Source organism: Tenacibaculum dicentrarchi (assembly GCF_964036635.1).
In the GTDB taxonomy this organism is placed as follows: Bacteria; Bacteroidota; Bacteroidia; order Flavobacteriales; family Flavobacteriaceae; genus Polaribacter; species Polaribacter dicentrarchi.
This window is the reverse complement of record NZ_OZ038524.1, coordinates 38,038-64,992: the sequence shown is the minus strand read 5'-3', so window position 1 is coordinate 64,992 and position 26,955 is coordinate 38,038. Positions and strand designations below refer to the sequence as shown.

The 26,955-nt window shown below is 29.4% G+C and carries 21 protein-coding genes; 11 read left to right on the top strand and 10 right to left on the bottom strand.

The features are described 5' to 3' along the window. The first annotated feature begins 19 nt into the window (after positions 1–19). Positions 20–250, top strand: a complete 231-nt coding sequence (locus tag ABNT14_RS00260) for a ferredoxin (RefSeq protein WP_101901797.1) — start codon at positions 20–22, stop codon at positions 248–250. Between the two features lie 242 nt (positions 251–492). Here ABNT14_RS00260 and ABNT14_RS00255 read toward each other — a convergent pair whose 3' ends face one another. The 4 genes from ABNT14_RS00255 to rplU form a co-directional block, all read right to left on the bottom strand. After that, the gene (locus ABNT14_RS00255; protein ID WP_101901798.1) at positions 493–2,298 is read right to left on the bottom strand and encodes a tetratricopeptide repeat-containing sensor histidine kinase; all 1,806 of its coding nucleotides are present in this window, start codon (positions 2,296–2,298) and stop codon (positions 493–495) included. Between the two features lie 10 nt (positions 2,299–2,308). Beyond that, complete coding sequence (locus ABNT14_RS00250) at positions 2,309–3,043, bottom strand: LytR/AlgR family response regulator transcription factor (protein WP_101901799.1); 735 nt, start codon at positions 3,041–3,043, stop codon at positions 2,309–2,311. 357 nt (positions 3,044–3,400) lie between these two features. After that, complete coding sequence (gene rpmA, locus ABNT14_RS00245; protein ID WP_101901800.1) at positions 3,401–3,661, bottom strand: 50S ribosomal protein L27; 261 nt, start codon at positions 3,659–3,661, stop codon at positions 3,401–3,403. Between the two features lie 36 nt (positions 3,662–3,697). Then, on the bottom strand, positions 3,698–4,333 hold the full coding sequence (rplU, locus tag ABNT14_RS00240; protein WP_101901801.1) for a 50S ribosomal protein L21: 636 nt from the start codon (positions 4,331–4,333) through the stop codon (positions 3,698–3,700). A gap of 771 nt (positions 4,334–5,104) precedes the next feature. On the opposite strand from rplU, the gene ABNT14_RS00235 reads away from it, so the two are divergent. Both ABNT14_RS00235 and ABNT14_RS00230 read left to right on the top strand, forming a co-directional pair. Then, positions 5,105–6,418, top strand: a complete 1,314-nt coding sequence (locus ABNT14_RS00235; protein ID WP_101901803.1) for a M16 family metallopeptidase — start codon at positions 5,105–5,107, stop codon at positions 6,416–6,418. Positions 6,419–6,439: 21 nt separating this feature from the next. After that, on the top strand, positions 6,440–8,488 hold the full coding sequence (locus ABNT14_RS00230) for a M16 family metallopeptidase (protein ID WP_101901804.1): 2,049 nt from the start codon (positions 6,440–6,442) through the stop codon (positions 8,486–8,488). Positions 8,489–8,556: 68 nt separating this feature from the next. On the opposite strand, the gene ABNT14_RS00225 is transcribed toward ABNT14_RS00230, so the two are convergent. After that, the gene (locus ABNT14_RS00225; protein WP_101901805.1) at positions 8,557–9,429 is read right to left on the bottom strand and encodes a DMT family transporter; all 873 of its coding nucleotides are present in this window, start codon (positions 9,427–9,429) and stop codon (positions 8,557–8,559) included. Positions 9,430–9,521: 92 nt separating this feature from the next. Between ABNT14_RS00225 and ABNT14_RS00220 the strand changes: the two genes are divergently transcribed. Both ABNT14_RS00220 and ABNT14_RS00215 read left to right on the top strand, forming a co-directional pair. Further along, positions 9,522–10,058, top strand: a complete 537-nt coding sequence (locus tag ABNT14_RS00220) for a cation transporter (protein ID WP_101901806.1) — start codon at positions 9,522–9,524, stop codon at positions 10,056–10,058. A 380-nt stretch (positions 10,059–10,438) separates the two neighbouring features. Next, complete coding sequence (locus ABNT14_RS00215) at positions 10,439–11,464, top strand: COX15/CtaA family protein (protein ID WP_101901807.1); 1,026 nt, start codon at positions 10,439–10,441, stop codon at positions 11,462–11,464. Positions 11,465–11,610: 146 nt separating this feature from the next. Here ABNT14_RS00215 and gldD read toward each other — a convergent pair whose 3' ends face one another. From gldD to mutY, 4 genes are read right to left on the bottom strand one after another with little or no spacing between them, the layout of a single operon-like run. Next, positions 11,611–12,171 carry a gliding motility lipoprotein GldD gene (gene gldD / locus ABNT14_RS00210; RefSeq protein ID WP_101901808.1) on the bottom strand — a complete coding sequence of 187 codons (561 nt, stop codon included), beginning with the start codon at positions 12,169–12,171 and terminating at the stop codon, positions 11,611–11,613. Further along, the gene (gene gldE, locus ABNT14_RS00205; RefSeq protein ID WP_101901809.1) at positions 12,164–13,462 is read right to left on the bottom strand and encodes a gliding motility-associated protein GldE; all 1,299 of its coding nucleotides are present in this window, start codon (positions 13,460–13,462) and stop codon (positions 12,164–12,166) included. The genes gldD and gldE overlap by 8 nt, the downstream gene beginning before the upstream one ends. Positions 13,463–13,487: 25 nt before the next feature. Next, positions 13,488–13,913, bottom strand: a complete 426-nt coding sequence (locus ABNT14_RS00200) for a single-stranded DNA-binding protein (protein ID WP_101901810.1) — start codon at positions 13,911–13,913, stop codon at positions 13,488–13,490. A 39-nt stretch (positions 13,914–13,952) separates the two neighbouring features. Then, positions 13,953–14,993 carry an A/G-specific adenine glycosylase gene (gene mutY / locus ABNT14_RS00195; RefSeq protein ID WP_101901811.1) on the bottom strand — a complete coding sequence of 347 codons (1,041 nt, stop codon included), beginning with the start codon at positions 14,991–14,993 and terminating at the stop codon, positions 13,953–13,955. Positions 14,994–15,340: 347 nt separating this feature from the next. Between mutY and ABNT14_RS00190 the strand changes: the two genes are divergently transcribed. The 6 genes from ABNT14_RS00190 to ABNT14_RS00165 all read left to right on the top strand — a co-directional run bounded on the left by ABNT14_RS00190 (position 15,341) and on the right by ABNT14_RS00165 (position 24,656). Then, positions 15,341–18,658: a SusC/RagA family TonB-linked outer membrane protein gene (locus tag ABNT14_RS00190; RefSeq protein WP_101901812.1), complete on the top strand. Its 3,318-nt coding sequence runs from the start codon at positions 15,341–15,343 to the stop codon at positions 18,656–18,658. Positions 18,659–18,674: 16 nt separating this feature from the next. After that, positions 18,675–20,234, top strand: a complete 1,560-nt coding sequence (locus ABNT14_RS00185) for a RagB/SusD family nutrient uptake outer membrane protein (RefSeq protein ID WP_234984969.1) — start codon at positions 18,675–18,677, stop codon at positions 20,232–20,234. Between the two features lie 19 nt (positions 20,235–20,253). Beyond that, on the top strand, positions 20,254–21,129 hold the full coding sequence (locus tag ABNT14_RS00180; protein WP_101901813.1) for a zinc-binding metallopeptidase: 876 nt from the start codon (positions 20,254–20,256) through the stop codon (positions 21,127–21,129). Positions 21,130–21,134: 5 nt separating this feature from the next. Further along, complete coding sequence (locus ABNT14_RS00175) at positions 21,135–22,376, top strand: DUF4302 domain-containing protein (protein ID WP_101901814.1); 1,242 nt, start codon at positions 21,135–21,137, stop codon at positions 22,374–22,376. Between the two features lie 153 nt (positions 22,377–22,529). Then, positions 22,530–22,820: an HU family DNA-binding protein gene (locus ABNT14_RS00170; protein ID WP_058883990.1), complete on the top strand. Its 291-nt coding sequence runs from the start codon at positions 22,530–22,532 to the stop codon at positions 22,818–22,820. A 300-nt stretch (positions 22,821–23,120) separates the two neighbouring features. Next, a complete protein-coding gene (locus ABNT14_RS00165; protein ID WP_101901815.1) occupies positions 23,121–24,656 on the top strand; it encodes an Rne/Rng family ribonuclease in 1,536 nt (511 codons plus the stop codon). Positions 24,657–24,715: 59 nt separating this feature from the next. Here ABNT14_RS00165 and ABNT14_RS00160 read toward each other — a convergent pair whose 3' ends face one another. After that, complete coding sequence (locus ABNT14_RS00160; RefSeq protein WP_101901816.1) at positions 24,716–26,902, bottom strand: patatin-like phospholipase family protein; 2,187 nt, start codon at positions 26,900–26,902, stop codon at positions 24,716–24,718. Positions 26,903–26,955 lie beyond the last annotated feature (53 nt).

Below are 26,955 nucleotides of genomic sequence, written 5' to 3'. Positions count from 1 at the left end.
AGATAAAAAAAGGCAATAAATGGTTGTAATTACATTGCAAAGAAAGAAATGTATTGGTTGTAACTATTGTGTAGAAGTTGCACCTGCACAGTTTCAAATGTCTAAAAAAGATGGGAAATCAGTACTGTTACATTCTTTAGAAAAAAAAGGTTTTTTTACGATAAAAAACCCTGACGATAGTATTTTTGAAGCATCATTAGAAGCTAAAAAAGCTTGTCCTGTTAAAATTATTGAAGTAAAACAACGTTAAAATAAAAAATTGTATCGAGAACTTTTTTATCATCTAAATAAAGATAAAAGAATTCAAATTCTCGATACAATTTTAATTCCTTTTAGTCATTAAAATCAATCAAATTGACAAGAGTTATCAAAAAAAAAGCTAAAAACTACGGCAAATCAGAATGCAAAACTTAAGCTAACTAAATTCAGTTTGACAGATTCGATTTCTTATTTTTTGTTACATTTTTTTTAAAATAAAATTTAAATAGACTCTTAATACAAAGGTATTTTTAAAGAAACTTTTGTGCCTTTTGCCTTACCATTTTCGTCTAGCAAATCAATATAAATTAACGAATAATCATTTTGAAATTGTGTGGAAAAGTTTTTCAATCGCTCTTTGGTTAAGTAAATTCCTATTGATTTTCGATTTAACGTCTTATTATTTTTAATTCTAAGCGCTTCTCTTCTACCAATACCATTATCTTCTATTTCAACTTTAATAAACTCTTCACCTATTTTAAAAATAGATATTTCTAATTTTTTACTTCCTTTTTTTGACGATAATCCATGCCAAATTGCATTTTCTAGAAAAGGTTGTAAGATTAATGGAGGAACTTTAATTCTATCTAAATTTACAGATTCGTTAATATTTTGAGTATATGTTATAGCATTTGAAAGTCTAATATTTTCAATACTCATATACAAATTCATTGTTTTGAGTTCTTCATTTAAAGTAACTTCTTTTATTATGGTCGACTCTAAAATGTTACGCATTAATTTTGAAAATTTATTCAAATAATACACCGCATTTTTTTGTTCGTTATTAATAATATATAATTTAATCGAATTCAGGGCATTAAACACAAAGTGAGGATTCATTTGAATTCTTAACGTTTTTTGCTCTAACAGTAATATTTGTTTTTCATTTTTCAACAAACGCTGTCTGTATATTGAATATAATAAAAAGCCAAAAAAAGCAAGCAACATTAATACTATAATTAAAATATTTCTATTTCGAATGTGTTTTATTTTAGCTATTTTATTTTCAATCGCTAATTTTTTTATTTTATTAGCACTTACTTCAACATCGTATTTATTAATAAGACTATTTACATACCGAATATTCTTATCATTAAATGTTTTTTTTGCTATTTCTATTGATTTTTGATGATAATTTAGTGCTTGTTTATAATTTTCTGTTTGTTTATTTAATTCTGATAAATGCTCATAACAACTTTCTAAAATTGATACGTTATTGTTTTTCAATCCTATTTCTAATGATTTATCTAAGTAATAATTAGCCTTTTTATATTTTTTTAATTTTAAAAACACCCAACCTAAACTATTATATACTTTTGATAAAATATCACTATTAGCCAATTTTTCAGCAAATGTTAAAGTTTCTATTAAACAAGTATGAGCTGCTTTATATTTCCTTTTTAAAATTAAAACATTAGCTATACTATTATGACAAATTACTGTAATTAGCTTATCTTCATCCTCTGTATTATAGGCTAACGATTTTTTAAAATCAGCTAATGCTTTATCTAAATTTCCAATTTTTTGATATGTAACTCCTCGCTGTTGATAAGTGACTGCTAAACCACTAATATCTCCTATATTTTTTTGTATAGGAATCGATTGATTAAATAAATCTAAAGCTCTTTCATATTGTTTTAAAGATACATAAATGATAGCAATACTATTTATTGCAATACTAGTACTTCGTTTAACATCGCTGTTTTGATTTTTTGTGTTAGGTACAATATCTAACACTTGTTGATGATAATTTAAGGCTTCTCGAAGGTTATCTTGTTGGCTATAAAAATTCCCTATCTGATTTAATATTTCAAGTCTTCTTACATTATTTTTTGCTATTATAGCTTCTTTTAATGCTCTTTCAAGTCTTTCTATTTCTTCATATGTAAATAGCTTATCTTTAAGGTATTTTTTAATTTTAAAAAAAGTGAGTTCTTTTTTATCTATAGTATTTGAAAGTATAGTGTCACTATTTTTTTCTGCGAAGCAAGTATATGTTGTACACAGGAAAAAGAAAACTATAAAACCGATTATTTTCATAAAAGCAGTTCTAAAATTTTTCTAAAAAATCTGATTTCTTTTGACGAGAAACAGGGATTCTATGGTTATCTTCTAAAATAACATATCCGTCCGATTTTATAAACTGTTTTAATTTATTTAAGTTGATAATAAATGAATTGTGAATTCTAAAAAAATGCTCTTCAGGAAGTAGCGAATTTATTTCTTTTAATTTTTTTGTTACTACAATTTTTCTATTATTAATAGCATGAATTGTGCAATAATTACCATCAGACTCTACAAACACAATTTCCGATTGTTTTAAAAAAATTAGTTTTCCATCGGTATTGATTGTAATTTTTCTTTTGTTGAACTTTTTATTAAAATTAGAAAGTATTTGTTCAATTTTTTCACTGCTATTACTTTTTTCATGGTAATTTTTAACCCTATTTAATGTTACCTCTAAATCATCAGAATCTATGGGTTTTAATAAATAATCAATTGCATCATTTTTTAAAGCCTTTATAGCATATTCACTATAAGCAGTTGTAATAACAATGGCAAAATCTTTTTTATCTAATTTTTCTAACAATTGAAAACCGTCCATTGTTGGCATTTCAATATCTAAAAAAAGACAATCAATCGGATTATTGTTGATATATTTTATAGCTTGTTCTGCTTGAGTAAATGTTTGTATAATTTCTAAATCATCGTTAAAACTAGACAATTCCCACAAAAATCCTTCTATTGCCTTAGGCTCGTCATCAACAATTACAGCTCGTAACATACATCAAAATTTACCTCAAATATAATCGATATTAGGCTAAATAAAAACACAAAAAGCTGAAAAACACTATTTAAAAAAAGAGGTTGAGATAAAAATTAAAATAGAAACCAATTATACATAAATTGATACCATTTATACATAAGTTCTTTTTTCTGATGTCTTTTTAAAAGATATTTGCGCCACATATAATATACTTGAAAATCAATTTTGATAAATTGGGGGATTAATCAAAAATGATAATAAATAAAAGCATCACTTTAGAGTGATGCTTTTTTATGTAAAAAATTTTAAATTTAGCACATAAAAAAGCTCAAACAATAAATTGTTTGAGCTTTAATATATGTAATCAGAAATTTCTTAAGCCTCGAAAGGAACTATAGAAACGTAAGATCTGTCATTTCTTTTCTTTCTAAAAGCAACAACACCATCAACTTTAGCGTGTAAAGTATGATCTTTCCCCATGTAAACATTTTTACCTGGATTGTGCGTTGTACCTCTTTGACGAACAATAATATTACCTGCAATAGCAGCTTGTCCTCCAAAAATCTTTACTCCTAATCGTTTCGATTCTGATTCTCTACCATTCTTCGAACTACCGACACCTTTTTTATGAGCCATCTTATTTTGATTTTTTTAGATTAAACTTGTACGAGATTATTTTTCAATTCCTCCGTCTAACTTGTCTTGTAACACTTTTAATACATCCCACTCACCATCAGCAGCTAATTGTGCTTGTTTTGGCCAAGTAGTAGTAACTAAGTGAGATAAACGAGAACTAGCTTCTACTAAAATTTTACTTAATGTAGCTGGGTCTTGTTTTGCAACTTTCGCAAAAGTATCAATTCCTGCGTTCACTAAAGCTTGAGCAGCTTTAGGTCCAGCACCTTCAATCTTTGTTAAATCATCAGCTTTAGAAGCTTTTTTTGCAGCTTTCTTTGGTGCAGCTTTAGCAGCCTTTGGAGCAGCTTTAGAAGTTCCAGAAGCAACGATAGATTCAACTTGAATTTCAGTTAAATACTGTCTGTGTCCGTTTTTCTTTTTGTAACCTTTTCTTCTTTTCTTCTTGAAAACGATTACCTTATCACCTTTTAAGTGACGTAATACTTTTGCAGTTACTCCTGCACCTTTTATAGCTGGGGCGCCAATAGTTACGTTACCATTGTCTGCAATTAGCATAACGTTCTCAAATGTTACATTTGATCCTTCTGCGTCTTGTAAACGGTGTACGAATACTTTTTGGTCTTTTGCTACTTTAAATTGCTGCCCTGCTATCTCTACGATTGCGTACATACTTTTTGTTTTGCGTTATTAGTTTACATTTTCCTCATGAAAATGAGGCTGCAAATATACGTTGTATAAAAATAACAAACAATCTAAAGCTCAGAAAATTACTACTAATTTGCATCAAAACAAGTATTTACTTCTTAAAAAAGTAATAATAACCTATCTATCAAAACATTTCAATTGATACTTACTTTTTGTTTGGAGCTATTTCCCGCTTTCCGCACTCGCTCTTTTTTGAAAAAAAATCAAAAAAGGAGCTCAAACAATTGCTACAATCGGGGCTAAGCATCATCATCATATTTAAGATATTTCAACATTATTTTACAACTTTTAAAATCATTTTTCAACTTAAATAACCTAATAACCTGTTTAATTTCATTTGAAAAAAATTGTAACAGAATAATAAGAAATCGCATCGGTCAACCTGAATTCATTTCAGGTTCGCATCCTGATTTGCCGTAGTTCTCCCCCTTTTTTTTTGATGATTCTTGTCAATTCGAGTGATTTTAATGACTAGAAGGAATTAAAATTGTATCGAGAATTTGAATTCTTTTATGTTAATGAATTTCATGCTAAAAAAGTTCTCGATACAATTTTTTTGAAGGAAAAAAATCACTCGAACTCACAGTTTATTTAATTTTTAAACAGACTCTAACATAAAAATCACAAAAAAATGTTAAAAAATAACCTTATTAAAATCTAGATATCATAATATGTAACAAACATCTTAACTTCACGTCCTATATAAAAATCAGTTAAAAACTAAAAAAAATATCCATGAAAAAAAGTATGATAACTCTTTCAATGGCTTTACTTGTTGGCTTCTATGCTACTGCTCAAAAAGTCGAATTTAAAGAGTACGATTTAAGCAACGGAATGCACGTAATTTTGCATCAAGACAAGTCTGCTCCTGTAGTAACAACAGCAGTAATGTATCATGTTGGCGCTAAAGATGAACAGCCAAACAGAACAGGAATGGCACATTTTTTCGAACACTTATTATTTGAAGGAACAAAAAACATTAAAAAAGGAGACTGGTTTAAAATTGTTTCATCTAATGGAGGAAAAAACAACGCCAATACCACCGATGATAGAACTTATTATTACGAAGTATTTCCTTCAAACAACCTAGAATTAGGTTTATGGATGGAGTCGGAACGTTTATTACACCCTGTAATTAATCAAGGTGGTGTCGATACTCAGAACGAAGTTGTAAAAGAAGAAAAAAGATTACGTGTTGACAATCAACCGTATGGAAGCTTCTTAGAAAATGTTAAAAAGAATATTTTTAAAAAGCATGCTTATAAAGGAACTACTATCGGAAAAATGAAGCATTTAGACGACGCTACTTTAGCGGAGTTTTTAGCCTTTAATAAAAAATTCTACGTTCCTAATAATGCTACTTTAGTTGTTGCTGGTGATATCAATATCAAAAAAACTAAAAAATTGGTAGAAGCTTATTTTGGAAACATACCTAGAGGTGCCGAAGTAACAAGGAAATTTGTAAAAGAAGCCCCAATTACCAAACAAATAAATGCCAAGGCGTATGATGCAAATATTCAAATTCCTGCAATTGTAAATGCCTACAGAACTCCTTCTATGAAAACTAGAGAAGCGAGAGTTTTAGACATGATTTCAACCTATTTAAGCGATGGAAAAAGCTCTATTTTATATAAAAAATTAGTCGATACTAAAAAAATGGCATTACAAGTAGGTGCTTTTAGTCTTAGCCAAGAAGATTACGGAACTTACGTGGTGTATGGGCTTCCTTTAGGAAAAACTTCTTTAACTGATTTAACCAAAGAAATTGATGAAGAAATTGTAAAAATACAAACCAATTTAATTTCAGAAAAAGCCTATAAAAAATTACAAAATAAATTTGAAAATGATTTTGTAAATGCTAACGCAAGTGTTGAAGGTGTTGCAAATTCTTTAGCTCGTTTTAACGTATTATATGGCGATACCAATTTAATAAATACCGAAATTGATATTTTTCGTTCTATTACTCGTGAAGAAATTAGAGCTGCTGCAAAAAAGTACCTAAACCCAAATCAACGATTAGTTTTAGAATATTTACCAAAAAAGAAATAAATCAAAAGACATTAATATATTATGAAAACAAAAATAGTATCACTTATCGCAATTTTAGCAATGTCTTTTGCTACCACTGCACAAATAGATAGAAGCGTACAACCAAAACCAGGACCAGCTCCAAAAGTACGATTAGGTAAAGTGAAAAAATTTACACTACCTAATGGTTTACAGGTAATTATGGTTGAAAACCATAAATTACCAAGAGCATCTGCTAGCTTAACTATTGATAACAAAGCCGTTTTTGAAGGTGAAAAAGCAGGTTTATCAAGTGTTATGGGAAGTTTGTTAGGACGTGGAACAGCAAACATTACCAAAGATGAATTTAACGAAAAAGTAGATTATTTAGGTGCTTATGTTGACTTTTATAGCTCAGGTGCATCGGCAAGTTCATTAATTAAATACTTTCCTCAAGTATTAGAATTAATGGCTGATGGCGTTAAAAACTCAGCGTTTACTAAAGAAGAATTTGATAAAGAAATTGCCGTTACTTTAGACGGTTTAAAATCAAATGAAAAAAGTGTAACTGCTATAGCAAGAAGAGTTGAAAGTGCTTTAATCTATGGAAAAAAACATCCTTTCGGAGAGTTTACAACCAAAAAATCAATTGGTAATATTACCCTTGCTGATGTTAAAAATAACTTCAATACTTATTACAAACCAAACAACGCTTATTTAGTTATTGTTGGAGATATTAACACTTCAAAAACTAAAAAAATGGTTACTAAATTATTTAGTAATTGGAAAAAAGGAAACGTACCTGCTGTTGCTTTTGATAAACCAAAAAACGTAAACAAAACCGAAATTAACTTTATCAATATGCCTAATGCGGTACAATCGGAAATTGTAGTAGCAAATAATATCGATTTAAAATTAGGCGATAAAGATTACTACGCTGCAATATTAGCAAACACCATTCTTGGTGGTGGCGGAACTGCACGTTTATTTTTAAATTTACGTGAAGACAAAGGCTATACTTATGGTTCATATTCTAGTATTAGACAAAGTAGAGATGCTGCAACATTTAGGGCTAGCGCTAGTGTTCGTAACATTGTTACCGATAGTTCAGTCGTTGAAATTCAAAAAGAAATTCGCAAAATTAGAACACAAAAAGTATCTGATGAAGAATTGAAAAATGCCAAAGCAAAATATGTAGGTAATTTTGTAATGGAAGTTCAAAAACCTGTAACTGCTGCTCGTTATGCTTTAAATATTGCACGTTATAATTTACCTACTGATTTTTATGAAAACTACTTAGAAAACATCAATTCAGTAACAATAACAGATATTCAAAATGCTGCTGTAAAATATTTTAAAGCAAACAATGCTAGAATTATAATTACAGGAAAAGCAACAGATGTTTTAGAAAACTTAGAAAAAAATAAAGAATATAGCATTCAATATTTTGATAAAGAAGGAAATGCTACTGCAAAACCTGCAATGAGTTTACCTATTCCTAAAGGTATTACTTCTACTTCGGTAATTGACAACTATTTTAAAGCCATTGGTGGTAAAGATAAAATTGCAAGTGTAAAAACTTTAAAAACTACTTCAGAAGCTAAAGTTCAAGGAATGCAATTAACTTTAGTTAAAAAAAGTGCTGCACCTAACAAAACTTCAACAATTGTTTCAATGGCAGGAAATGTAATGCAAAAAGAAGTTTTTGATGGTGTAAATGGCTATCAAGAAGCTCGTGGACAAAAGAAACAATTAAAAGGTAAGGAACTTGAAGATGCAAAAAATAATGCAGCTCCTTTTGCTGATGCAGCCTATAAAAATGGTACTTTAAGCAGAATAGAACCTATTAACGGTAAAAATGCCTATGTAATTATCTTCCATAAAAAAGAAATTTTTTATGATGTAAAATCAGGCTTAAAAGTGAAAGAAATATCGGTAGCTAAAGGACCTCAAGGAGAGGTAAAAGTGCCTTTAGAATTCTCTGATTATAAAGAAGTAAACGGAATTAAATTTCCTCATTTAGTAATCCAATCAATGGGACCTATGAAAATGAACTTCAAATTAAAAGAAGTAAAAATTAACGAAGGTGTTTCTAATGCTGATTTTCAGTAAAATAGAGTTTTTAAAACTACTTTTAAAGAGTCAAAACGGTTGTTTTGGCTCTTTTTTTATACGCTATTTTATTTCGCCTTATTTACCAACCAAACACCAAATAAAATAATTCCACCAGCTAATAATTGAACTAAACTTAATTTTTCATCATCAGCTAAACCCCAGGCAACAGCAACAATCGGGATTAAATAAGTTACTGATGATGCAAAAATAGGAGTCGTTAAATGTACCATTTTATTATACAATATTTTTGCAATTCCTGTTCCCAAAATAGCTAAAATAGTTATATACCCAAATGTCGTAGTCATTTGATCGTTTAATTCAAATAATGTAAAAAAATCAGAAAAAAATAACACTAAAGATGCAGGAATAATCAATACTAAAAAATTACCTGTTGTTATTGCCAAGGCGTCTAAATCTGATAAATACTTTTTGATTATATTTACGTTAAAAGCATATCCGATAGATGAAAAAACAACCAAAATAGCATACCAATAATTTTGATTAGGATTCAGTTCTGCACCTTTTAAAATTAGAATAAGTGTTCCTATTAAACCGACTAAAATACCTATAAATTGTTTTTTATTAAAGGCAAATCCAAAAATTAAAGCTCCTAAAATAAACGTATTAAAAGGTGTTAGCGAACTCAAAATAGCAGTAATAGCACTGTCGATACCTTTTACTGCAAAAGCATACATAAAAACAGGAAAAAAAGTTCCTAAAAAAGCAGTGTATAAAATATAAATTTGATGTTTTTTTTGAATTTTTTTAAGACTTTTAAAACCTATCAGTAATAAAAAAATAGCAGTAATTAAAATCCTTAAAGCTCCTAATTGTATTGGAGTTACCCCAATTAATGCTTTTTTCATCAATATAAAAGAGCTTCCCCAAACAAGTGCAAGCACTATTAAATACAACCATTTAACTTGTTTACTATTCATTTTCAATTCATTTAACTACAAAATTCGATTATTAATCTCTATAAATTTAATTTTATTAATAACTTTGCTAAATAACCCTATAAATTAAAATTATGAAATTTCAAAAAATAGTATTTGCACTTGCTTTAGTTAGTTTTTTAGTCATCGGATGTAAAAATGAGGCAAAAAAAGATGCAAAAACAGAAACCATAACTCAAGAACAAAAAAAACCTAGAAAAATAAAAGAACTAGCTTTACATATTTCTGGAATGACCTGTGAAATAGGTTGTGCTAAAAAAATAGCATCAGATTTATCTAAAAAAGAAGGGGTTTTAAGAGTAAATGTTATATTTAAAGATAGTATGGCTACTGTAAAATATGATGAAAATAACACTAATAAAGCCGATTTAATTACTTTTATCGAAGCTATTGGAAATGGAAAAATGTACAAAGCATCAGAAACAACTAAAAAAACTTGTAAAGAAGGATGTGAAAAAGCTTGTTGCGACAAAAGTGATGCTGAGAAAAAAACTTGTGCTTCAAAATGTAAAAAAGCATGTGATTCAAAAGTAAAAAGTGATAAAAAAGCATGTGCTGCTGCTTGTGAAAAAAAATGTTGCACTAAAATGGAAACTGAGAAAAAAGCCTAATGTTTTTTTAAAATATACTTAGAACCTGTTTAAATTTTATCTAAAAAAATTTTATATCAGAAAAATAAGAAATCGAATTCGTTAAACTGAATTTAGCGTAAGTTTTACATCCTGATTTTCTCTTTTTTTTAGCTTTTTTTGATGATGATTATATATCAGAATAATTTTTATGACTAAAAGGGATTAAAATTGTATCGAGAATTTGAATTCTTTTATATTAATGAATTTTATATAAGAAAGTTCTCGATACCATTTTTTTTGAAAGAAAAAATTACTCGAACAGACAGTTTATTTAATTTTTAAATAGGCTCTTAAACGAAGCTTCTCATTTGAGAAGCTTTTTTTATGAGTTTACCTTATCTTTGTAAAAACTTTTTTTGATGAAAAAACACTTTCCTCTCTTAGTAAAAATAGCATTAATTTCTGTATATATTATATTTTTAGCGGGTTCAGTAGTTCGTATGACAGGCTCAGGAATGGGCTGCCCTGATTGGCCAAAATGCTTTGGTTATTACATCCCTCCTACTTCGGAAGCTCAAATTACTTGGCATCCGAATACACAATATAAAAAAGGGATGATTATTGTTAAAAATGAAGTACTTTTTGTTGCTGAAAAAAATTTAAAAACATCCGAAGAATTTGATACTAGTAATTGGGTAAAATATACAAAACACAGTTACGCAAAGTTTAATAAATTACATACTTGGACGGAATATATCAACCGATTATCGTCGGCATTAGCAGGAATTCCATTCTTGTTTTTAATTTTTGTTTCGCTTTCTTTTTGGAAAACAAACAAAAAAATTACACTTTTATCTTTTGGAGCTTTTTCTTTAATGCTTTTTGAAGCTTGGCTAGGTAAAACCGTAGTAGATTCTAATTTAAAACCCACTATTATTACCATTCATATGGTAGCTGGTTTGGTTATTGTTGCCTTATTATTATGGCTTTTATTTATCGTTTCTGACCGTAAAAAAACAACTTATAAATACAATTCATTATTTAATAAATTACTACTTTTTTCGGTAGTATTTTCATTGATTCAAATAGCCATGGGAACTCAGGTTCGTCAGTTTATTGATGAGCAAGTAAAGCTTTTTGGTTTTGATAACAAACAATATAGTTTACTAAATCCTAGTTTTAAATTTTATTTTCATCGTTCGTTTACCATTGCTATTGTATTGGTTAACTTAGGAATGTTTTACTTAAATCAACTCAAAGATTTAGGCTATAAATTAGTAAATTGGATTGTTGCTTTAATATTTTTAGAAACTATTACAGGTATTTTAATGTATTATGCCGAATTTCCGTTAGGAACACAAGCAATACATTTACTTTCGGGAGCTATTTTATTTGGATTACAGTTTTATTTATTGTTGCAATCTCGTCGTGTAATAAATCAATAAAATAAGTACTTTTTTAAAATTATGTAAAAATGCCTAGCCCCGATTGAAGCATTTGTTTGAGCTCCTTTTTTTGATTTTTCTTCAAAAAAAGAGCGAGTGCGGAAAGCGGGAAATTGCTTCAAAAAAAAATATAAATTAAGACATAATTAGTCTTCCCATTCTAAAGTTTCTAGCATTTGAATCATGTCTTTTTTGATGTATTCAACGGCAGGTAAAATAGAATCGTAATTAGGTTTGCTATAAAAAAATAGTGAACCTTTTAAAAAATGATTCGTGCTATCGGTTACATGAAATTGTAGTTGTGATGCGGCATTTCCTGATATTTCACACATTTTTCCATATACTTTTTTATCGGAATTAGCATAATCTCTCCACGAAATATGGTCTGCTTTTACGGTGTGTTCTAAAACCAATTTTTCAGATTCAATAAACAGTTCTCTCAGGTTATTTTTTACAGGTCGGTAGGTAATATCTACAGATGCTTTTAAAGCTGGATATTTGATTTTTAACCAATTATTTTTTAAAATTTTAACGCTTGCGTTTTTTGCTACATCAAAACTATATGGAGTATTTTTGTTTAATTTTTGATATCCTAAGTTAGGATATTCTAACCTTAAATACGCTTTGGGTTTAGGCAAATTTTCGTTAATACAACTTGTTAAATTTAATAATAATAAGGCTGATATTAGCCATAAAATTTTACGCATTTCGGGTTGTTTTTATTTGTTTTATACGTTTTTTATCTAAGGCTTCAATGGTAAATGTATAGTTCGTGAAATTTATTTTTTCGCCTTTTTTAGGAAATTTCCCTGATATTTCTAAAATAAAACCTGCTAGGGTTTCGCTTTCTCCTTTTAAGGTTTCAAATTTTTCATCGTCATCATCTAAAACACGGCAGAAGTCTTTTATTGTTATTTTTCCTTCAAAAATATAATTGTGATCATCGATCTTTGAATAGGTTAAATCGTCATCGTCAAATTCGTCGTTTATATCGCCAACTATTTCTTCAATAACATCTTCTAGAGTTACTATTCCGCTAGTACCGCCATATTCATCAACAACGATGGCTAGGTGCATTTTTTTTTCTTTAAACTCGGCTAATAAATCATCTAATTTTTTGTTTTCTGGTACAAAAAAAGGAGCTCTTATCAAATTTTGCCACTCAAAGGTTTTTTCATTCAAATATGCCAATAAATCTTTGGCATATAAAACGCCAATAATCGTATCAATATTTTCATTATAAACAGGATTTCTAGAATATCCATTTTTTAAAATCATTTTTAAAACCTCTTCGTAAGAGGTATTATTGTCAATAGCACAAACATCAGTGCGGGGTTTCATTATTTGTACGGTTTCGGTATTTCCAAAATTTACAATACCTTCTAAAATTTTTTGTTCGTCTTTGGTGGTGGCTCCGCTAGCAGTTAACTCTAGGGCTTCAGATAAACGTTCTACCGAAAAATTATGATTTTTATTACCTAATTTATTTTCAACAATACTGGTTAATTTTATTAATGGTGTGCTTAATGGAGTTAAAATAATATTTAAAAACTGAATTGGTTTTGCCATAAAACTAGCAAATAAAAGCGATTTTCTGGTGGCATATACTTTTGGCAATACTTCGCCAAATAGTAAAATTAAAAAAGTAACAAAAACAACTTCTACTAAAAATTTTACGCCTTCTGAGAGTTCACTAAAAAACACTTCTCCTAGGGAAGCGAATATCAATACGATTAAAATATTGATAAAATTATTAGTTATTAAAATGGTTGCTAATAGTTTTTTTGGTTTTTCAAGAAGTAGTACAACATTACTTTTTTGTTTTGATGTTGTTGAAAGTTCACTTAATTGGGTTGGTGAAATTGAAAAAAAAGCAACTTCTGCTCCTGAAACTAATGCTGAAGATATTAATAAAGATAATAATACTAAACAGTTTATTATTGTTAACAAATCAATGTTTGATATAGCCAAAAACAAGGAGTTGGGTTCTGTGTCCAATTTTTAAATTTTAAGTAAAATGCTATTATAAATTTGTATTATTTTGATATATTCCTTTTACTGTAGTGCTATTTTCTGTAGCTTTATTAGCTACAGGAGCTTTTACAGTAAGGTCTTTTTTTGTTGATAAAAAAGTCATTTCTTGTACTTGAATTTCAGTGGTATAACGTTTTTGCCCATCTGCTTCGTACTGACGGGTTTTTATGCGTCCTTCGCAATATACTTTATCGCCTTTTGATAAATATTTTTCACAAATTTCGGCTAATTTATTACGCACAACAATATTATGCCACTCAATACTACTTATTTTCTCCCCTGTTTGACGGTTCGTATAATTTTCATTGGTTGCCAATGGAAATCGACCAACAGAATTTCCTCCTTCAAAATAATGCATTTTTAATTTATCACCTAAATGACCTATTAAAATAACTTTATTTACTGTTCCTGCCATGTGTTCATTATTTGTGTAAAATCAAATATACGAAATTAACTAAGCCTTCGTTAAAAATTCGTTTAAAAAATTATCAATTAGCACTGGCACAGGGTATTGCTTAATATCGTTCCATAAAATAGTTTTTTCGGAAGTATTTGTTGTTTTTACAATCCAAAATTTAGTCGATAAATGTTGATGTGATAATTTATGAACAATATCTTTTTGATTAAATAATGTTAATATAGTTTCTTTTGGAAAAAGCTTAGCAAATTCAGGCTGCTCAATTAATTGTGTTTCATTAATAGCTGTTGTTGTTTCAATTAATGGAAATTGATACAATCCTTGCCAAATCCCTTTACCAATTCGTTGTTCGATATTAGTTTTATTATCATCTGTAACAACAACTAAATAATTAAAATATCGCTTTTTAACTTTTATTTTCTTCTCTTTTACAGGAAGTTCTTTAATTAGTTTTTTATCTAAAGCCACACAACTTTCTGATAAGGGACAAGAGTCGCATAATGGGTTTTGAGGTTTGCATTGTAAAGCGCCAAAATCCATAATTGCTTGATTATACATTCCTGGTTGCGATACATCAATTAATGTTTGTGCTAATTCTTTAAATTCTTTAATTCCTTTAGATGAATTAATAGCAGTTTTTATACCGAAATAACGGGCTAAAACTCGGTACACGTTTCCGTCAACAACTGCCACAGGTTCGTCATAACAAACCGATGCAATTGCCGATGCAGTATAATCTCCAATTCCTTTTAATTTTAAGAGTTCTTTATAAGTATTCGGAAAAACACCATTAAAATCATTTGCCACTTGTTTTGCTGTAAAATGTAGGTTTCTAGCTCTTGAATAGTAGCCTAATCCTTGCCATAATTTAAGTACCGTGGTTTGATCTGCTTTAGCTAAATCGAAAACAGTTTCAAAGTTTGTTGTAAAACTTATAAAATAGGGCAATCCTTGGGCTACTCTTGTTTGTTGTAGCATTATTTCGCTTAACCAAACTAAATAGGGGTCTTTAGTTTTACGCCAAGGTAAATCTCTTTTATTTTTTAAATACCAATATATAAGTTTGGAAGTAATCATTGGGGTTTTATTTTAAATTTTAAATAAACTATTTGGATTCTTTTTTAAGCATTTTTAAAGTCTTAAAAATTAATTAGCCACACATATATTCATAAAAAATCGTTAAAAATTAATTTTTTCATCTTCTAAAACAGTCATAAATATTTTAATTCAAACAAGCTAAAACACTTATAATCACTATTGTTAATTATTATATGATATCTATCATTTATTAATAAAATAATAAAAAGAGCCTAAATAAGCTAAAATTTTGTTAATATTGTATCTTTAATTTAACGTTTAGGAAAAGAACCCTTCAATTTTAATACTTTATTAATTCAAAATTACTAATTCAAATATTTAATTTTATGCAACAAATTACAAAAACATTAATAGTGTTTTTTATCTTAACTTTTCAGCTCACCTATGGGCAAAAAATAACAACCTCAGGGGTTGTTTCCGACAAATCAGGACCATTACCAGGTGTTACTATTTTAATCAAAGGTACTGCTTTTGGTACAGAAACAGATTTTGATGGACAATACACCATTAAAACAACAAAAAAAGATGTACTTGTTTTTAGTTTTGTTGGAATGAAACCTGTTTCAAAAACAGTAAATTCAACGGCAGCTATCAATGTTGTTATGACTGAAGATGAAAATCTTTTAAACGAAATTGTGGTTACAGGTATTACTGTTACCGATAAAAGGTTATTTACAGGAGCTTCAACTTCTTTAAAGGCTGCGGATATCAAATTAGACGGTGTTCCTGAAATTAGTAGAGGTCTTGAAGGTAGAGCTGCTGGGGTTACGGTACAGAATGTATCGGGAACTTTTGGTGCTGCTCCAAGAATTAGAGTACGTGGTGCAACATCTATTTATGGAAATTCAAAACCTTTATGGGTGGTTGATGGTATTATTTTAGAAGATGCTATTGACGTTTCTGCTGGAGATTTATCATCAGGAGATGCAAGTACCTTAATAAGTTCAGCTATTGCAGGTTTAAACTCTGACGATATTGAAAGTTTTGAGGTTTTAAAAGATGGTTCTGCGACTTCAATTTACGGTGCACGTGCTATGGCAGGTGTTATTGTAATTACCACTAAAAAAGGTAAAGCAGGTGTTAGTAATGTTAATTATACAAACTCAACTACCTTTAGAATGAGACCTAGTTATAATGATTTTAACATCATGAATTCACAAGAACAGATGTCTGTTTATGAAGAAATGCGTGCTGGTGGATGGTTAAACTATAGTAAGGTTGCAAATGCTAGAGAAAGCGGTGTATATGGTGAAATGTATCAATTATACGATAAATTAGATGCTAACGGAAATTTTATCGTTCGAAATACAGCACAATCTAGAGCAGCTTTTTTAAGAAAAGCAGAACTTAGAAACACCGACTGGTTTAAAGAATTATTTAATATTAATGCTTTACAAAGTCATGCGGTAAATGTATCTTCAGGTACCGATAGAGCTACTTATTATGCTTCATTAAGTGCTATGGTAGATCCAGGATGGACAAAAGCTAGTAGCGTTAACAGATATACGGCTAATTTTAAATCAATCTTTAAAATTTCTGATAAATTAACTTTAAGTAGTATTAGTAACGGTTCTTTTAGAAAACAAAAAGCACCAGGAACTTTATCGCAAGATACTGATTTGGTAACAGGTACCGTAAAAAGAGATTTTGATATAAATCCTTTTTCTTACGCCCTTAATACTTCTAGAGTTTTAGACCCAACTAAAAATTATACTAGAAATTACACTGATTTTAATATTTCTAAAGAATTAGAAGAAAATTATATTGATATTAATGTAGTTGACTTAAAATTTCAAAGTGAATTAAAATACAAAGTAAACTCTAAGATAAACCTTAGTGCATTAGGAGCTTTAAAATACCAAACCTCATCTTTAGAGCATAATACTACTGAGTTTTCTAATCAGGCAAATGCTTTTAGAGCCGATTATAATGAAATTATTAGAAATGCCAACCCATTTTTATATACCGATCCTGACAATCAATACGCTACACCTATTAGTGTTTTACCAGAAGGAGGAATTTTTAGAAAAACTACACATAGTATGTTAGGCTATGATTTTAGAGGAACTTTTTCATATAAAGATGTTATTAACGATGACCATACGGTAAACTTTTACGCAGGGGCTGAGGCTAATTCTGCAGATAGAAAGAAAACCAATTTTACAGGATGGGGACTACAATACTCTTTAGGAGAAGTGCCTTTTTATGGCTATGAATTATTCAAAAAAAGTATTGAAGAAAACACCCTTTACTACGGTTTAAAAAATACAAAATACAGAAACTTAGCCTTTTTTGGAAACACTACATATTCTTGGAAAAGACGTTATACTCTTAATGGTACTTTCCGTTATGAAGGGTCAAATAAATTAGGTAAATCGAAAGCATCTAGATGGTTACCTACTTGGAATGTATCTGGTGCTTGGAATGTACATGAAGAAGATTTCTTTCATCATTTAGCCCCTTTAGAAAGCCTTACTTTTAGAGCTTCATACAGTTTAACTGCCGATAGAGGTCCTGAAAACGTTTCAAACTCATTAGTTGATATTAGAAGTAAAAACCCTTGGAGACCCTCTGCAGGAAGTAAAGAAAGTGCTTTATACGTAAAAGGATTAGAAAATAGCGAATTAACTTACGAAAAGAAACATGAATTAAATCTTGGTTTTGATACCAGTCTTTTTGACGGTCGTTTAGCTGTTGGTGCAGATTGGTACCAAAGAAATAACTTTGATCTTATTGGCCCTACAAATACTCAAGGTATTGGTGGTGAAATTACAAAATATGGTAATATTGCTGAAATGAAATCAAGTGGTTTAGAATTATCAATTTCTGGAACTCCTATTAAAACAGAAGATTTTTCTTGGCAAACAAGTTTTGTATATTCTAAAACAAAAAATGAAGTTACAAAATTAGATTCACAACAAAGAGTTATCGATTTAGTAACAGGATATGGTTTTGCTAAACAAGGATACCCTGTAAAAGCTATTTTTTCAATTCCTTTTGCTGGTTTAAACGAAGAAGGTTTACCTACTTTTCAAGATCAAGAAGGTAATGTATCTATTGGAGAAGTATATTTTCAAGAAAGAGACAAATTAGACTTTTTAAAATATTCAGGTTCTGCTGACCCAACAGATGTTGGTAGTTTTGGAAACATTTTTAAATACAAAAATTTACGTTTAAACATCTTTACAACTTACTCATTTGGTAATGTAATCCGTTTAAATCCTGTTTTTAGTTCAAGATATTCTGATTTATCAGCCTTACCAAAAGAATTTGAAAACAGATGGATATTACCTGGAGATGAAAAGTTCACAAACGTACCTGTAATTGCTAGTACAAGACAAGAAAACAGAGTTGGTGTATCTGATTTAAGAACTGCTTATAATGCGTATAATTATTCTGATGCTCGAATTGCAAAAGGAGATTTTGTACGTTTAAAAGAAGTTTCATTAGCTTTCCAATTTCCTAAAGAATATGTAACTAAAATAAATGTTAAAAGTTTGTCTTTAAAATTACAAGCAACTAACTTATTTTTATTGTATTCTGATGATAAATTAAACGGACAAGACCCTGAATTTTTTAACTCTGGTGGAGTTGCAACTCCTTTAGCGAAGCAATTTACATTTACATTGAAATTAGGATTATAATTTTTAAAATTAAAAAATGAAAAATAATATAAATAAATTACTGGCAATCGCTCTTTTGTCTTTCATTGCAATTTCTTGTGGTGACTTTTTAGACGAATTACCTGATAACAGAACAGAAGTAGACAACAACAATAAGATTAGGAAAATATTAGTTTCTGCATACCCTAGCACTAGTTATGGTATGTTAGCTGAACTATCTTCTGATAATATTGACGATTACGGTTTAGACAACCCAAATACCGACCGATTTTTAGAACAAGCATCGTACTGGAAAGAAATCACTGAAACCGATAATGACGGGCCTGCTTCACTTTGGGGAAGCTGTTATAATGCCATTGCAAATGCAAACCAAGCACTAGCTTCAATTGAAAATAGCAGCAACCCTGCTTCATTAGCTGCTGAAAAAGGAGAAGCTTTGATTGCCAGAGCTTATAGCCATTTTATATTGGTTAATATGTTTAGTAAACACTACAGCGCTAAAAGTAGCAATACTGATTTAGGGATTCCTTATTTAGAAGCTCCTGAAACAACACTTAACCCTAAATATAAAAGAGGTACCGTAAAAGAAGTGTATCAAAAAATCAATAAAGATATTGAAGAAGGATTGCCACTTATTAGTGATAATATTTACACCGTACCTAAATATCACTTTAATGTAAAAGCATCTTATGCCTTTGCAGCACGTTTTAACTTATACTACGAAAACTGGGCAAAAGCAAAAAAATATGCTTCTGTTGTAGTAACAGCAAACCCTTCTGGTGTATTAAGAGATTGGAAAGCGTTAAATGAAATTGTTAAAGAACAAGACCCTGTAGCTAAAGCTTATTATGAAGCACCTAGTACTTTATTTACCCAAGCATATACATCTAGTGCAGGATATCATTTTGGTCGTTCTTTTAGAGGTTCACGTTTCAACCACACGAGTGCTATTGCTAATAGAGAATCATTAAGCGTTGCTTTACCATGGGCTAATAATGCGAGTTTATTTCCTCACTACAGACCTTTTGTGTATGAAACAACTAATTTAGATAAAACGTTGTTTATGAAATTACCATCTTTATTTGAAATTACAGATGCTGTTTCACAAACGGGGTATTCAAAAACTATTAGAACACCATTTACTACCGATGAGACTTTGTTAGTAAGAGCGGAAGCAAACGTAATGTTAAAGCAATACGATGCTGCCCTAGCAGATTTAAATTCATTTACTATGAATTATAATCAAAAACAACCAACAACTACTATTGACCAAGTAAACACTTTTTACAATGCTGTTCCTTATTCAACAGAAGCTACCGCTACACAAAAGAAAAAATTAACTGCTTCTTTTACAGTAACAGCTGGTACACAAGAAAATATGTTACATTATACACTTCAATTAAGAAGAATATTAACAATGCACGATGGTTTAAGATGGTTTGATAATAAACGATACGGAATTGTTGTACCAAGATACCTAAATGGTAAAAACGGAGCAATTAGTGTTGCCGATGTTTTAACAGCAAACGACAACCGTAAAGCATTACAATTACCTAAAGATGTTATTACCGCAGGTTTAACCCCTAACCCTAGATAAAACTAAAATTACTACAATTATGAAAAATATAAAATATATAGTTTTAGCTCTAGCCATTACATTTAGTGGTTGCGAAGAAACTAATTTACCAAACACAAACAGAAGTGCCATTAACACTGATTTTGGGCATCAGAATGACTTTGACAAGTTTTTAAAGAAAGAATTTGTAACGCCTTATAATATTGAAATTTTATATAAATTACCAGATATTCAAACTGATTTTAATTACACATTAGTTCCTTCTGAATATGAAAAATCAATAAAATTAGCCAATCTAATTAAGTATTTGTGTTTAGATGCTTATAATGCAATAGCACCTGCTAGCTTTTTAAAAGAAACCTTTCCTAAGCAATTAGTTTTTGTAGGGTCGCCAGGATATAATAGCAATGGAACTATTTTATTAGGAACAGCAGAAGGAGGACTTAAAGTATCGCTTTATAACATCAATAACTTAGATGTTACGAATGTTGAAGAATTAAACAGTTCTTATTTTAATACTATTCACCATGAATTTGGGCATGTTTTACACCAAAAGAAACCTTTTTCTACTGATTTTAATCAAATTGTTGGTGCAGGATATATTGGCGATGAATGGAGTAAAAAATGGAAAGCTGGCGAATCTTTAAAAGCAGGTTTTATTAGCGATTATTCTAGTAACCAAGTAAGTGATGATTTTGTTGAATTAATTTCTCATTATGTATTATATTCTAATGAAAAATGGAATGCTACTCTTGTGAAAGCAGGTGATGATGGTGCTTTAAAAATTAATGCTAAAATGGCAATAATTAAAAGCTATTTAATAAATAATTGGGAAATAGATATTGATGAGCTACGTACTGAAATACAAAAAAGGTACAACAATTTAAGTTCACAAGATTTAGATAAAATAAACTAGAAAAAATGAAAAAAACAATAAATAAATTCCTAGTATTTTTGCTGTTCGTAGGGGTTACAATATCTTGTAACAACAATACCGAAGAAGCAATTTTTAACGAACCGACTTCTGTTAGAATTCAAAAATCAATTTCTGAATATAGAGATTTATTAACTTCATCTGAAAATGGATGGATTATTGAATATTACCCTGATGAAAAGCAAAACATCGGTGGTTTTAACTATGCTGTAAAATTCAATAAAGATTTAACCACAGAGGTTGTACGTGAAAGTGCCTTTGCAACAAAAGCATCAAACATGTTTGATGTAATTGCAAACGCAGGTCCCTTATTAACCTTTAATACCTACACTTCGCTAACGCACTTTTATGCAAACCCAAATAGTAACGATTCTGATGGAGCTGGTGGTGATTACGAGTTTGCATTAACTTCTAAAACAGCAGATGTTATTACCTTAACAGGAGCACAGTCGCGTAATAAAATGCGAATGTTTAAACTTAACGAAGCACCTCAAGTATATTTAACGAAAGTAAACGAAGTTAGTAGTTTTATTTCTATTGTTTTTGGTGCTGCCATTAATGGTAAAGCTACAGAAATTAGCTTAACGAACCGTCATATTACTTTTCCTACATCAAAAGAAAATAAAGAAGATGAACAAGCTATTGATATGGCATATCATTTTACACCTACAGGAATTAAATTATATGAAGCAATTACTGTTGATGGTAATCAAGTAAGTGAATTTACTTTAAATAAAGCCTTAAATCAATTAACATCTCTTGATAGTAAGGTTGTTATTGACTTAGCTAAAAGCCCATTTAATATAAACCAAGATTGGAGTATTGATACCACAAACCCTTCAGACACTTCTGATGAGTTTTTTAATAAATATGTTGAAATCTACAAAGCCAATGGTGCCGCTTATGGTGAAGAACTACAGCGCTCAATTTTATTTGGAAATACAACGACAAAAGAAACTTCGCCTGGTATTCTTTTTAAATCGAAAGATTCAGCTAAAAGAACATGGGTTACACAGCAAAAATTAGATTTTTCACTTATTAATAATGATAGTGAATTAACCATCTCTAAAGGAGCTCAAGGTTTAAACTGGTCTTATTACACACATTTAGATCCTTTAGTTGATTATATTATTAAAGGAGCTCCATATACAATAGATCAAATTACCCCAAAACAAGTTAAATTAACAAGTACTGCCGATGCAAATGCTTGGTTTGTTTTAAAATTATAATTTATTACAACAATAAAAAAAGCCCTAATAGTTTTTAAAATTATTAGGGCTTTTATTTTAAAAAAATTTTATTCTTGTTAACTTTTTGGAATAAATATAATTATCATATATTTGCAGCCTCATTTTTAAGAATAAACCCAAAATATATATAGGATGACAAAGGCAGATATCGTATCTAAAATTTCAGATAAGAGCGGAATTGAAAAAGCAGATGTATTAGCAACTGTGGAAGCGTTTATGGACGAGGTAAAAGATGCACTAGAAGGCGGAGATAATGTATATTTAAGAGGTTTTGGTAGTTTTATTATCAAAACAAGAGCAGAAAAAACTGGTAGAAATATTTCTAAAAATACAACTATTAAAATACCTGCACACAACATCCCAGCTTTTAAACCATCAAAAGTGTTTACAGAGGGTGTTAAAACTAAAGTATCTGTAAAATAATAAAGTATTAACCAAAAATCTTTACTTCTGAAGATTTTATAAAACATTTTAATTATGCCAAGCGGTAAAAAAAGAAAGAGAGCAAAAATCTCGACACACAAAAGAAAGAAAAGAGCAAGAGCAAATCGCCATAAGAAAAAGTAAGCTAACGCTTACTTTTTCATTGCTTTTAAGAGTATTTGAAAAAAGTTCATTGACATTAAGGTTTTAACACCTTGAAACGGTATAAAAATTATACCTGTTTACAAATTTTAATCTGTCTTCGTAATAATTTTACGTAGGCACAAAACTATATTCAGAATGAAAACAGAATTAATAATTCGCTCAAATTCTTCTGATATTGATTTCGCCTTACTAAGAGATGGTAGGTTAATTGAACTAAACAAAGAAACAAGCGATAATAAATTTGCTGTTGGTGACATTTTCCTTGCCAAAATAGGAAAAGTTTTAACAGGATTAAATGCCGCTTTTGTAAATGTTGGATATCCTAAAGATGGTTTTTTACACTATCATGATTTAGGACCACAAGTACAATCTTTAAATAGTTTTATTAAAAAGGTAAGCATAGGTAATTATAAAGATTTTACTTTACAAAATTTTCGTGCTGAAAACGACATCAATAAAGACGGAAGTATTCATGATGTACTTAAGTCAGGTCAAAATTTATTAGTACAAATTGTAAAAGAACCCATTTCTACCAAAGGACCGCGCATTAGCTCGGAACTATCAATAGCTGGTAGATATTTAGTTTTAGTTCCTTTTTCTAACAGAGTATCTGTATCTCAAAAAATAGCAGATCCAAAGGAAAAAGAACGTTTGAAAAAATTAGCAAAAAGCATCAAACCTAAAGGGTTTGGGCTTATTTTACGTACTGTTGCACAAGATAAAAAAGTAGCAGAACTAGATAAAGATTTACAAAATTCACTTGAGCGTTGGGAAAAAATGTGTAACAGCATTGCAAATCAAAATACTCCAACCAAAATATTAAGTGAGTTGAATAGAGCATCTTCTATTTTAAGAGATGTGATGAACGATTCTTTTACAAGTATTGTTACCAACGATGAAACTTTAATGGTTGAAATTAAAGAATATTTACAAGAAATTTATCCTGAAAAGGAAAATATTGTAAAACTTCATAAATCTGATACTCCTATTTTTGAAAAATATGGTATTGAGCGTCAGATAAAAACATCGTTTGGTAAAACAGTTTCTATGAGCAAAGGTGCGTATTTAGTTATTGAACACACCGAAGCTTTACATGTTATTGATGTAAACAGTGGTAATCGCTCTAATAAAGCGTTAAGCCAAGAAGAAACTGCTTTAGAAGTTAATTTAATTTCTGCTACTGAAATAGCACGTCAGTTACAACTACGTGATATGGGAGGTATTATAGTAGTTGACTTTATTGATATGAAGACAACTGAAAATAGACAGAAATTATATCAACATTTAAAAGACGCAATGTCTTTAGACCGTACAAAACACAAAATATTACCTCCGAGTAAATTTGGATTAGTACAAATTACAAGACAACGCGTACGACCTGAATTAGCTATAAAAACACGAGAGTCTAATCCTAATAAAAATGGAGAAGTTGAAGCTCCTATTGTATTAATTGATAAAATAGAAGCTGAATTAGAGCGCTTACTTAATAGTGGCAAAAATTATAAAGAAATTACATTAAATGTACATCCTTTTATAGCCGCTTATTTAACTAAAGGACTTATTTCTATTCGTTTAAAATGGATTTTACAACACAAAAAGTGGATTAAAATATTACCAAGAGATGCATACCAATACTTACAATACAAGTTTTTTTTGAAAAAAAATAAATAGGTAAGGCTATCTTAATTATCATAAAAACCCCATTTACTAAAATGGGGTTTTTTTTATGCCTAAAACCAAAACCCTAAATTAAATAACCAATGTTTTTCACTATGGTCTGGCGACCAAGTATATTTCAATTCAACAGGACCTAAAAAGGTTTCCATACTATACCCTAATGCATATCCTGATTTGGTGTTATTAAAAAAGTTACCACCCAAAAGAATATCTTCCTCTACACGTGCATAATTAGCAATAAATGTTGCATAATGATTTTCTGCAATTTTATATCTAAAATTAAATTCTGACTTTAAAAAAGACTGATTACTTAAAGCTCCTGAGGCATATCCATATAAAGGCTTAAAATTATTGATATAATTTTTATTGTATCCTCCCAAACGATAATCAAGCATTTGAGAAGTTTTTTTACCTAAAGTATAACCTATATCTGAAGTATATTGAAAAGTAAAATTATTTAATAAGGTCGTGGCAAAACCAAACGTGGCATTTGCTTGTGAAAATTGATGGAACAAATCACTATCTAATGGTAAATTATTTAACTTTTTGTTTCTATCAGACCAAACAAACCATTTAAAACCAAAATCAGCATAAAAACCTTCCGAAGGAAACATAACTTTATTATACGTATCTAATTTTAAAAAACCGTATGCACTTACATAATTACTTTTATCAAAAAATAATTTTTTTCCTTTTCTTAAAATATTTCCTGACGAAGCTTGTAACCATTTATGCTGAATTCCTGTACCAAAAGCGAATTTCTTATTAAAAGTAGTTTTTAAATAAAAAGCATGTGTAAAATCATTATATTTTATATTTATTAAACTATTATCAAATAAAAATTCATCTTTAAAGGAATTATACCGCGATGAAATACCATAACTTGGCTTTATTCCGTTATCAATATAATATTCAAAATTATAACGAATTCGGTCACCAATAGCAATATCAAAAGATAACTCATCATTTTGTTTTAGTAAATTTTTATAGTTATAATTTAATAATACTGCCGATTTATATAAAACATCATAATGTAAACCTAATCGCAAATAAGATTTAATAGGCTCTTCTTTAACAGTTAACATTATTTTTTTACCTGAAAAAGATTTACTTAAATGATAATCTATTCTTCTAAAATTATTTGTAGCTATTAAACTATTTATTTTTCTTGATATTCCCTGATAAGAAATACTATCGCCTTCTGATAATTGAAGTTTTCCTAAAATATAACTATTTGTATAATTTTTATTTCCTTTGATAATAATTCTATCGACTAAAAACTTTTCTTTATTAAATTTTCTAACAGTAGATTTTCTTTTAATAGGCTGTAATTTAGCAATGCTATCAAAAACAGGTTTAAAGGGTTTAACTGTTTTTTTACCTTCTTCTAGAATTTCAGCAATTTTATCAAAAGAAATTACATTGTAATCGGTTAAATTTGGCTGTAAATAAACATCTAGCAACGCTACTTGTTGGTCTGATTTTTCATACATCTGAAAATTAATAATTTGCATTAATAAAGAAGCTGCTGATGATAACTCTCCTTTTTCTAACAATTTCCCTTGTACGCTAACGCCAATAATAAAATCGACTTTTTCTTTCATAATATCAACAGGAAAATTATTGACTACCCCACCATCAATCATTAATTTCCCGTCAATTTCTACAGGGTTTAATAATGATGGAAATGCACCACTAGCCCTTAAAGCCAAAGGTAAAGAACCTTTTTTTAAAACTTCCTGACTACCTGTTTCAATATTTGTGGCAATACAGTAAAAAGGAATTGGAAGCTCTGAAAAATTTTTAATATTATCAACAGGAGCTAGTAATTCTGTTAAAAAATTTAAAACATTTTGTCCTTTTGATAATCCTAAAGGAAGTCCTATTGTTTTATTTTTAATAGGCAAAGTAATGGCATATTTTTCATTATGTTCTTTATTAAAAAAAGGTTTTTCTCCTCTAGGAACCTCATCTCTTATCATTGTCATGAAATCGGTTGTTAGTACAATTTCTTTAATTTGATCGGCGGTATATCCTGTAGCATATAAGCCTCCAATAATAGCTCCCATACTTGTTCCACCAATATAATCAATTTGAACACCCGATTTTTCCAATTCTTTTAAAACCGCAATATGAGCAAGTCCTTTAGCCCCACCACCACTTAAAACCAAACCTATTTTTGGTTGTTTTTGAGCCAGTATTATTACTGGAAAAAACAATAATATTAGTAACTTCTTCATCTTTTTACTTTTTATTTTTCTGCTGATTTTAGTATCAATTTTTAAGCCAGTTT

Bases quoted from the DNA above. Each gene is read 5' to 3' on its own strand.
- ABNT14_RS00260 (WP_101901797.1), top strand. From the start codon at position 20: ATGGTTGTAATTACATTGCAAAGAAAGAAATGTATTGGTTGTAACTAT.
- ABNT14_RS00255 (WP_101901798.1), bottom strand. From the start codon at position 2,298: ATGAAAATAATCGGTTTTATAGTTTTCTTTTTCCTGTGTACAACATAT.
- ABNT14_RS00250 (WP_101901799.1), bottom strand. From the start codon at position 3,043: ATGTTACGAGCTGTAATTGTTGATGACGAGCCTAAGGCAATAGAAGGA.
- rpmA (WP_101901800.1), bottom strand. From the start codon at position 3,661: ATGGCTCATAAAAAAGGTGTCGGTAGTTCGAAGAATGGTAGAGAATCA.
- rplU (WP_101901801.1), bottom strand. From the start codon at position 4,333: ATGTACGCAATCGTAGAGATAGCAGGGCAGCAATTTAAAGTAGCAAAA.
- ABNT14_RS00235 (WP_101901803.1), top strand. From the start codon at position 5,105: ATGAAAAAAAGTATGATAACTCTTTCAATGGCTTTACTTGTTGGCTTC.
- ABNT14_RS00230 (WP_101901804.1), top strand. From the start codon at position 6,440: ATGAAAACAAAAATAGTATCACTTATCGCAATTTTAGCAATGTCTTTT.
- ABNT14_RS00225 (WP_101901805.1), bottom strand. From the start codon at position 9,429: ATGAATAGTAAACAAGTTAAATGGTTGTATTTAATAGTGCTTGCACTT.
- ABNT14_RS00220 (WP_101901806.1), top strand. From the start codon at position 9,522: ATGAAATTTCAAAAAATAGTATTTGCACTTGCTTTAGTTAGTTTTTTA.
- ABNT14_RS00215 (WP_101901807.1), top strand. From the start codon at position 10,439: ATGAAAAAACACTTTCCTCTCTTAGTAAAAATAGCATTAATTTCTGTA.
- gldD (WP_101901808.1), bottom strand. From the start codon at position 12,171: ATGCGTAAAATTTTATGGCTAATATCAGCCTTATTATTATTAAATTTA.
- ABNT14_RS00200 (WP_101901810.1), bottom strand. From the start codon at position 13,913: ATGGCAGGAACAGTAAATAAAGTTATTTTAATAGGTCATTTAGGTGAT.
- mutY (WP_101901811.1), bottom strand. From the start codon at position 14,993: ATGATTACTTCCAAACTTATATATTGGTATTTAAAAAATAAAAGAGAT.
- ABNT14_RS00190 (WP_101901812.1), top strand. From the start codon at position 15,341: ATGCAACAAATTACAAAAACATTAATAGTGTTTTTTATCTTAACTTTT.
- ABNT14_RS00185 (WP_234984969.1), top strand. From the start codon at position 18,675: ATGAAAAATAATATAAATAAATTACTGGCAATCGCTCTTTTGTCTTTC.
- ABNT14_RS00180 (WP_101901813.1), top strand. From the start codon at position 20,254: ATGAAAAATATAAAATATATAGTTTTAGCTCTAGCCATTACATTTAGT.
- ABNT14_RS00175 (WP_101901814.1), top strand. From the start codon at position 21,135: ATGAAAAAAACAATAAATAAATTCCTAGTATTTTTGCTGTTCGTAGGG.
- ABNT14_RS00170 (WP_058883990.1), top strand. From the start codon at position 22,530: ATGACAAAGGCAGATATCGTATCTAAAATTTCAGATAAGAGCGGAATT.
- ABNT14_RS00165 (WP_101901815.1), top strand. From the start codon at position 23,121: ATGAAAACAGAATTAATAATTCGCTCAAATTCTTCTGATATTGATTTC.
- ABNT14_RS00160 (WP_101901816.1), bottom strand. From the start codon at position 26,902: ATGAAGAAGTTACTAATATTATTGTTTTTTCCAGTAATAATACTGGCT.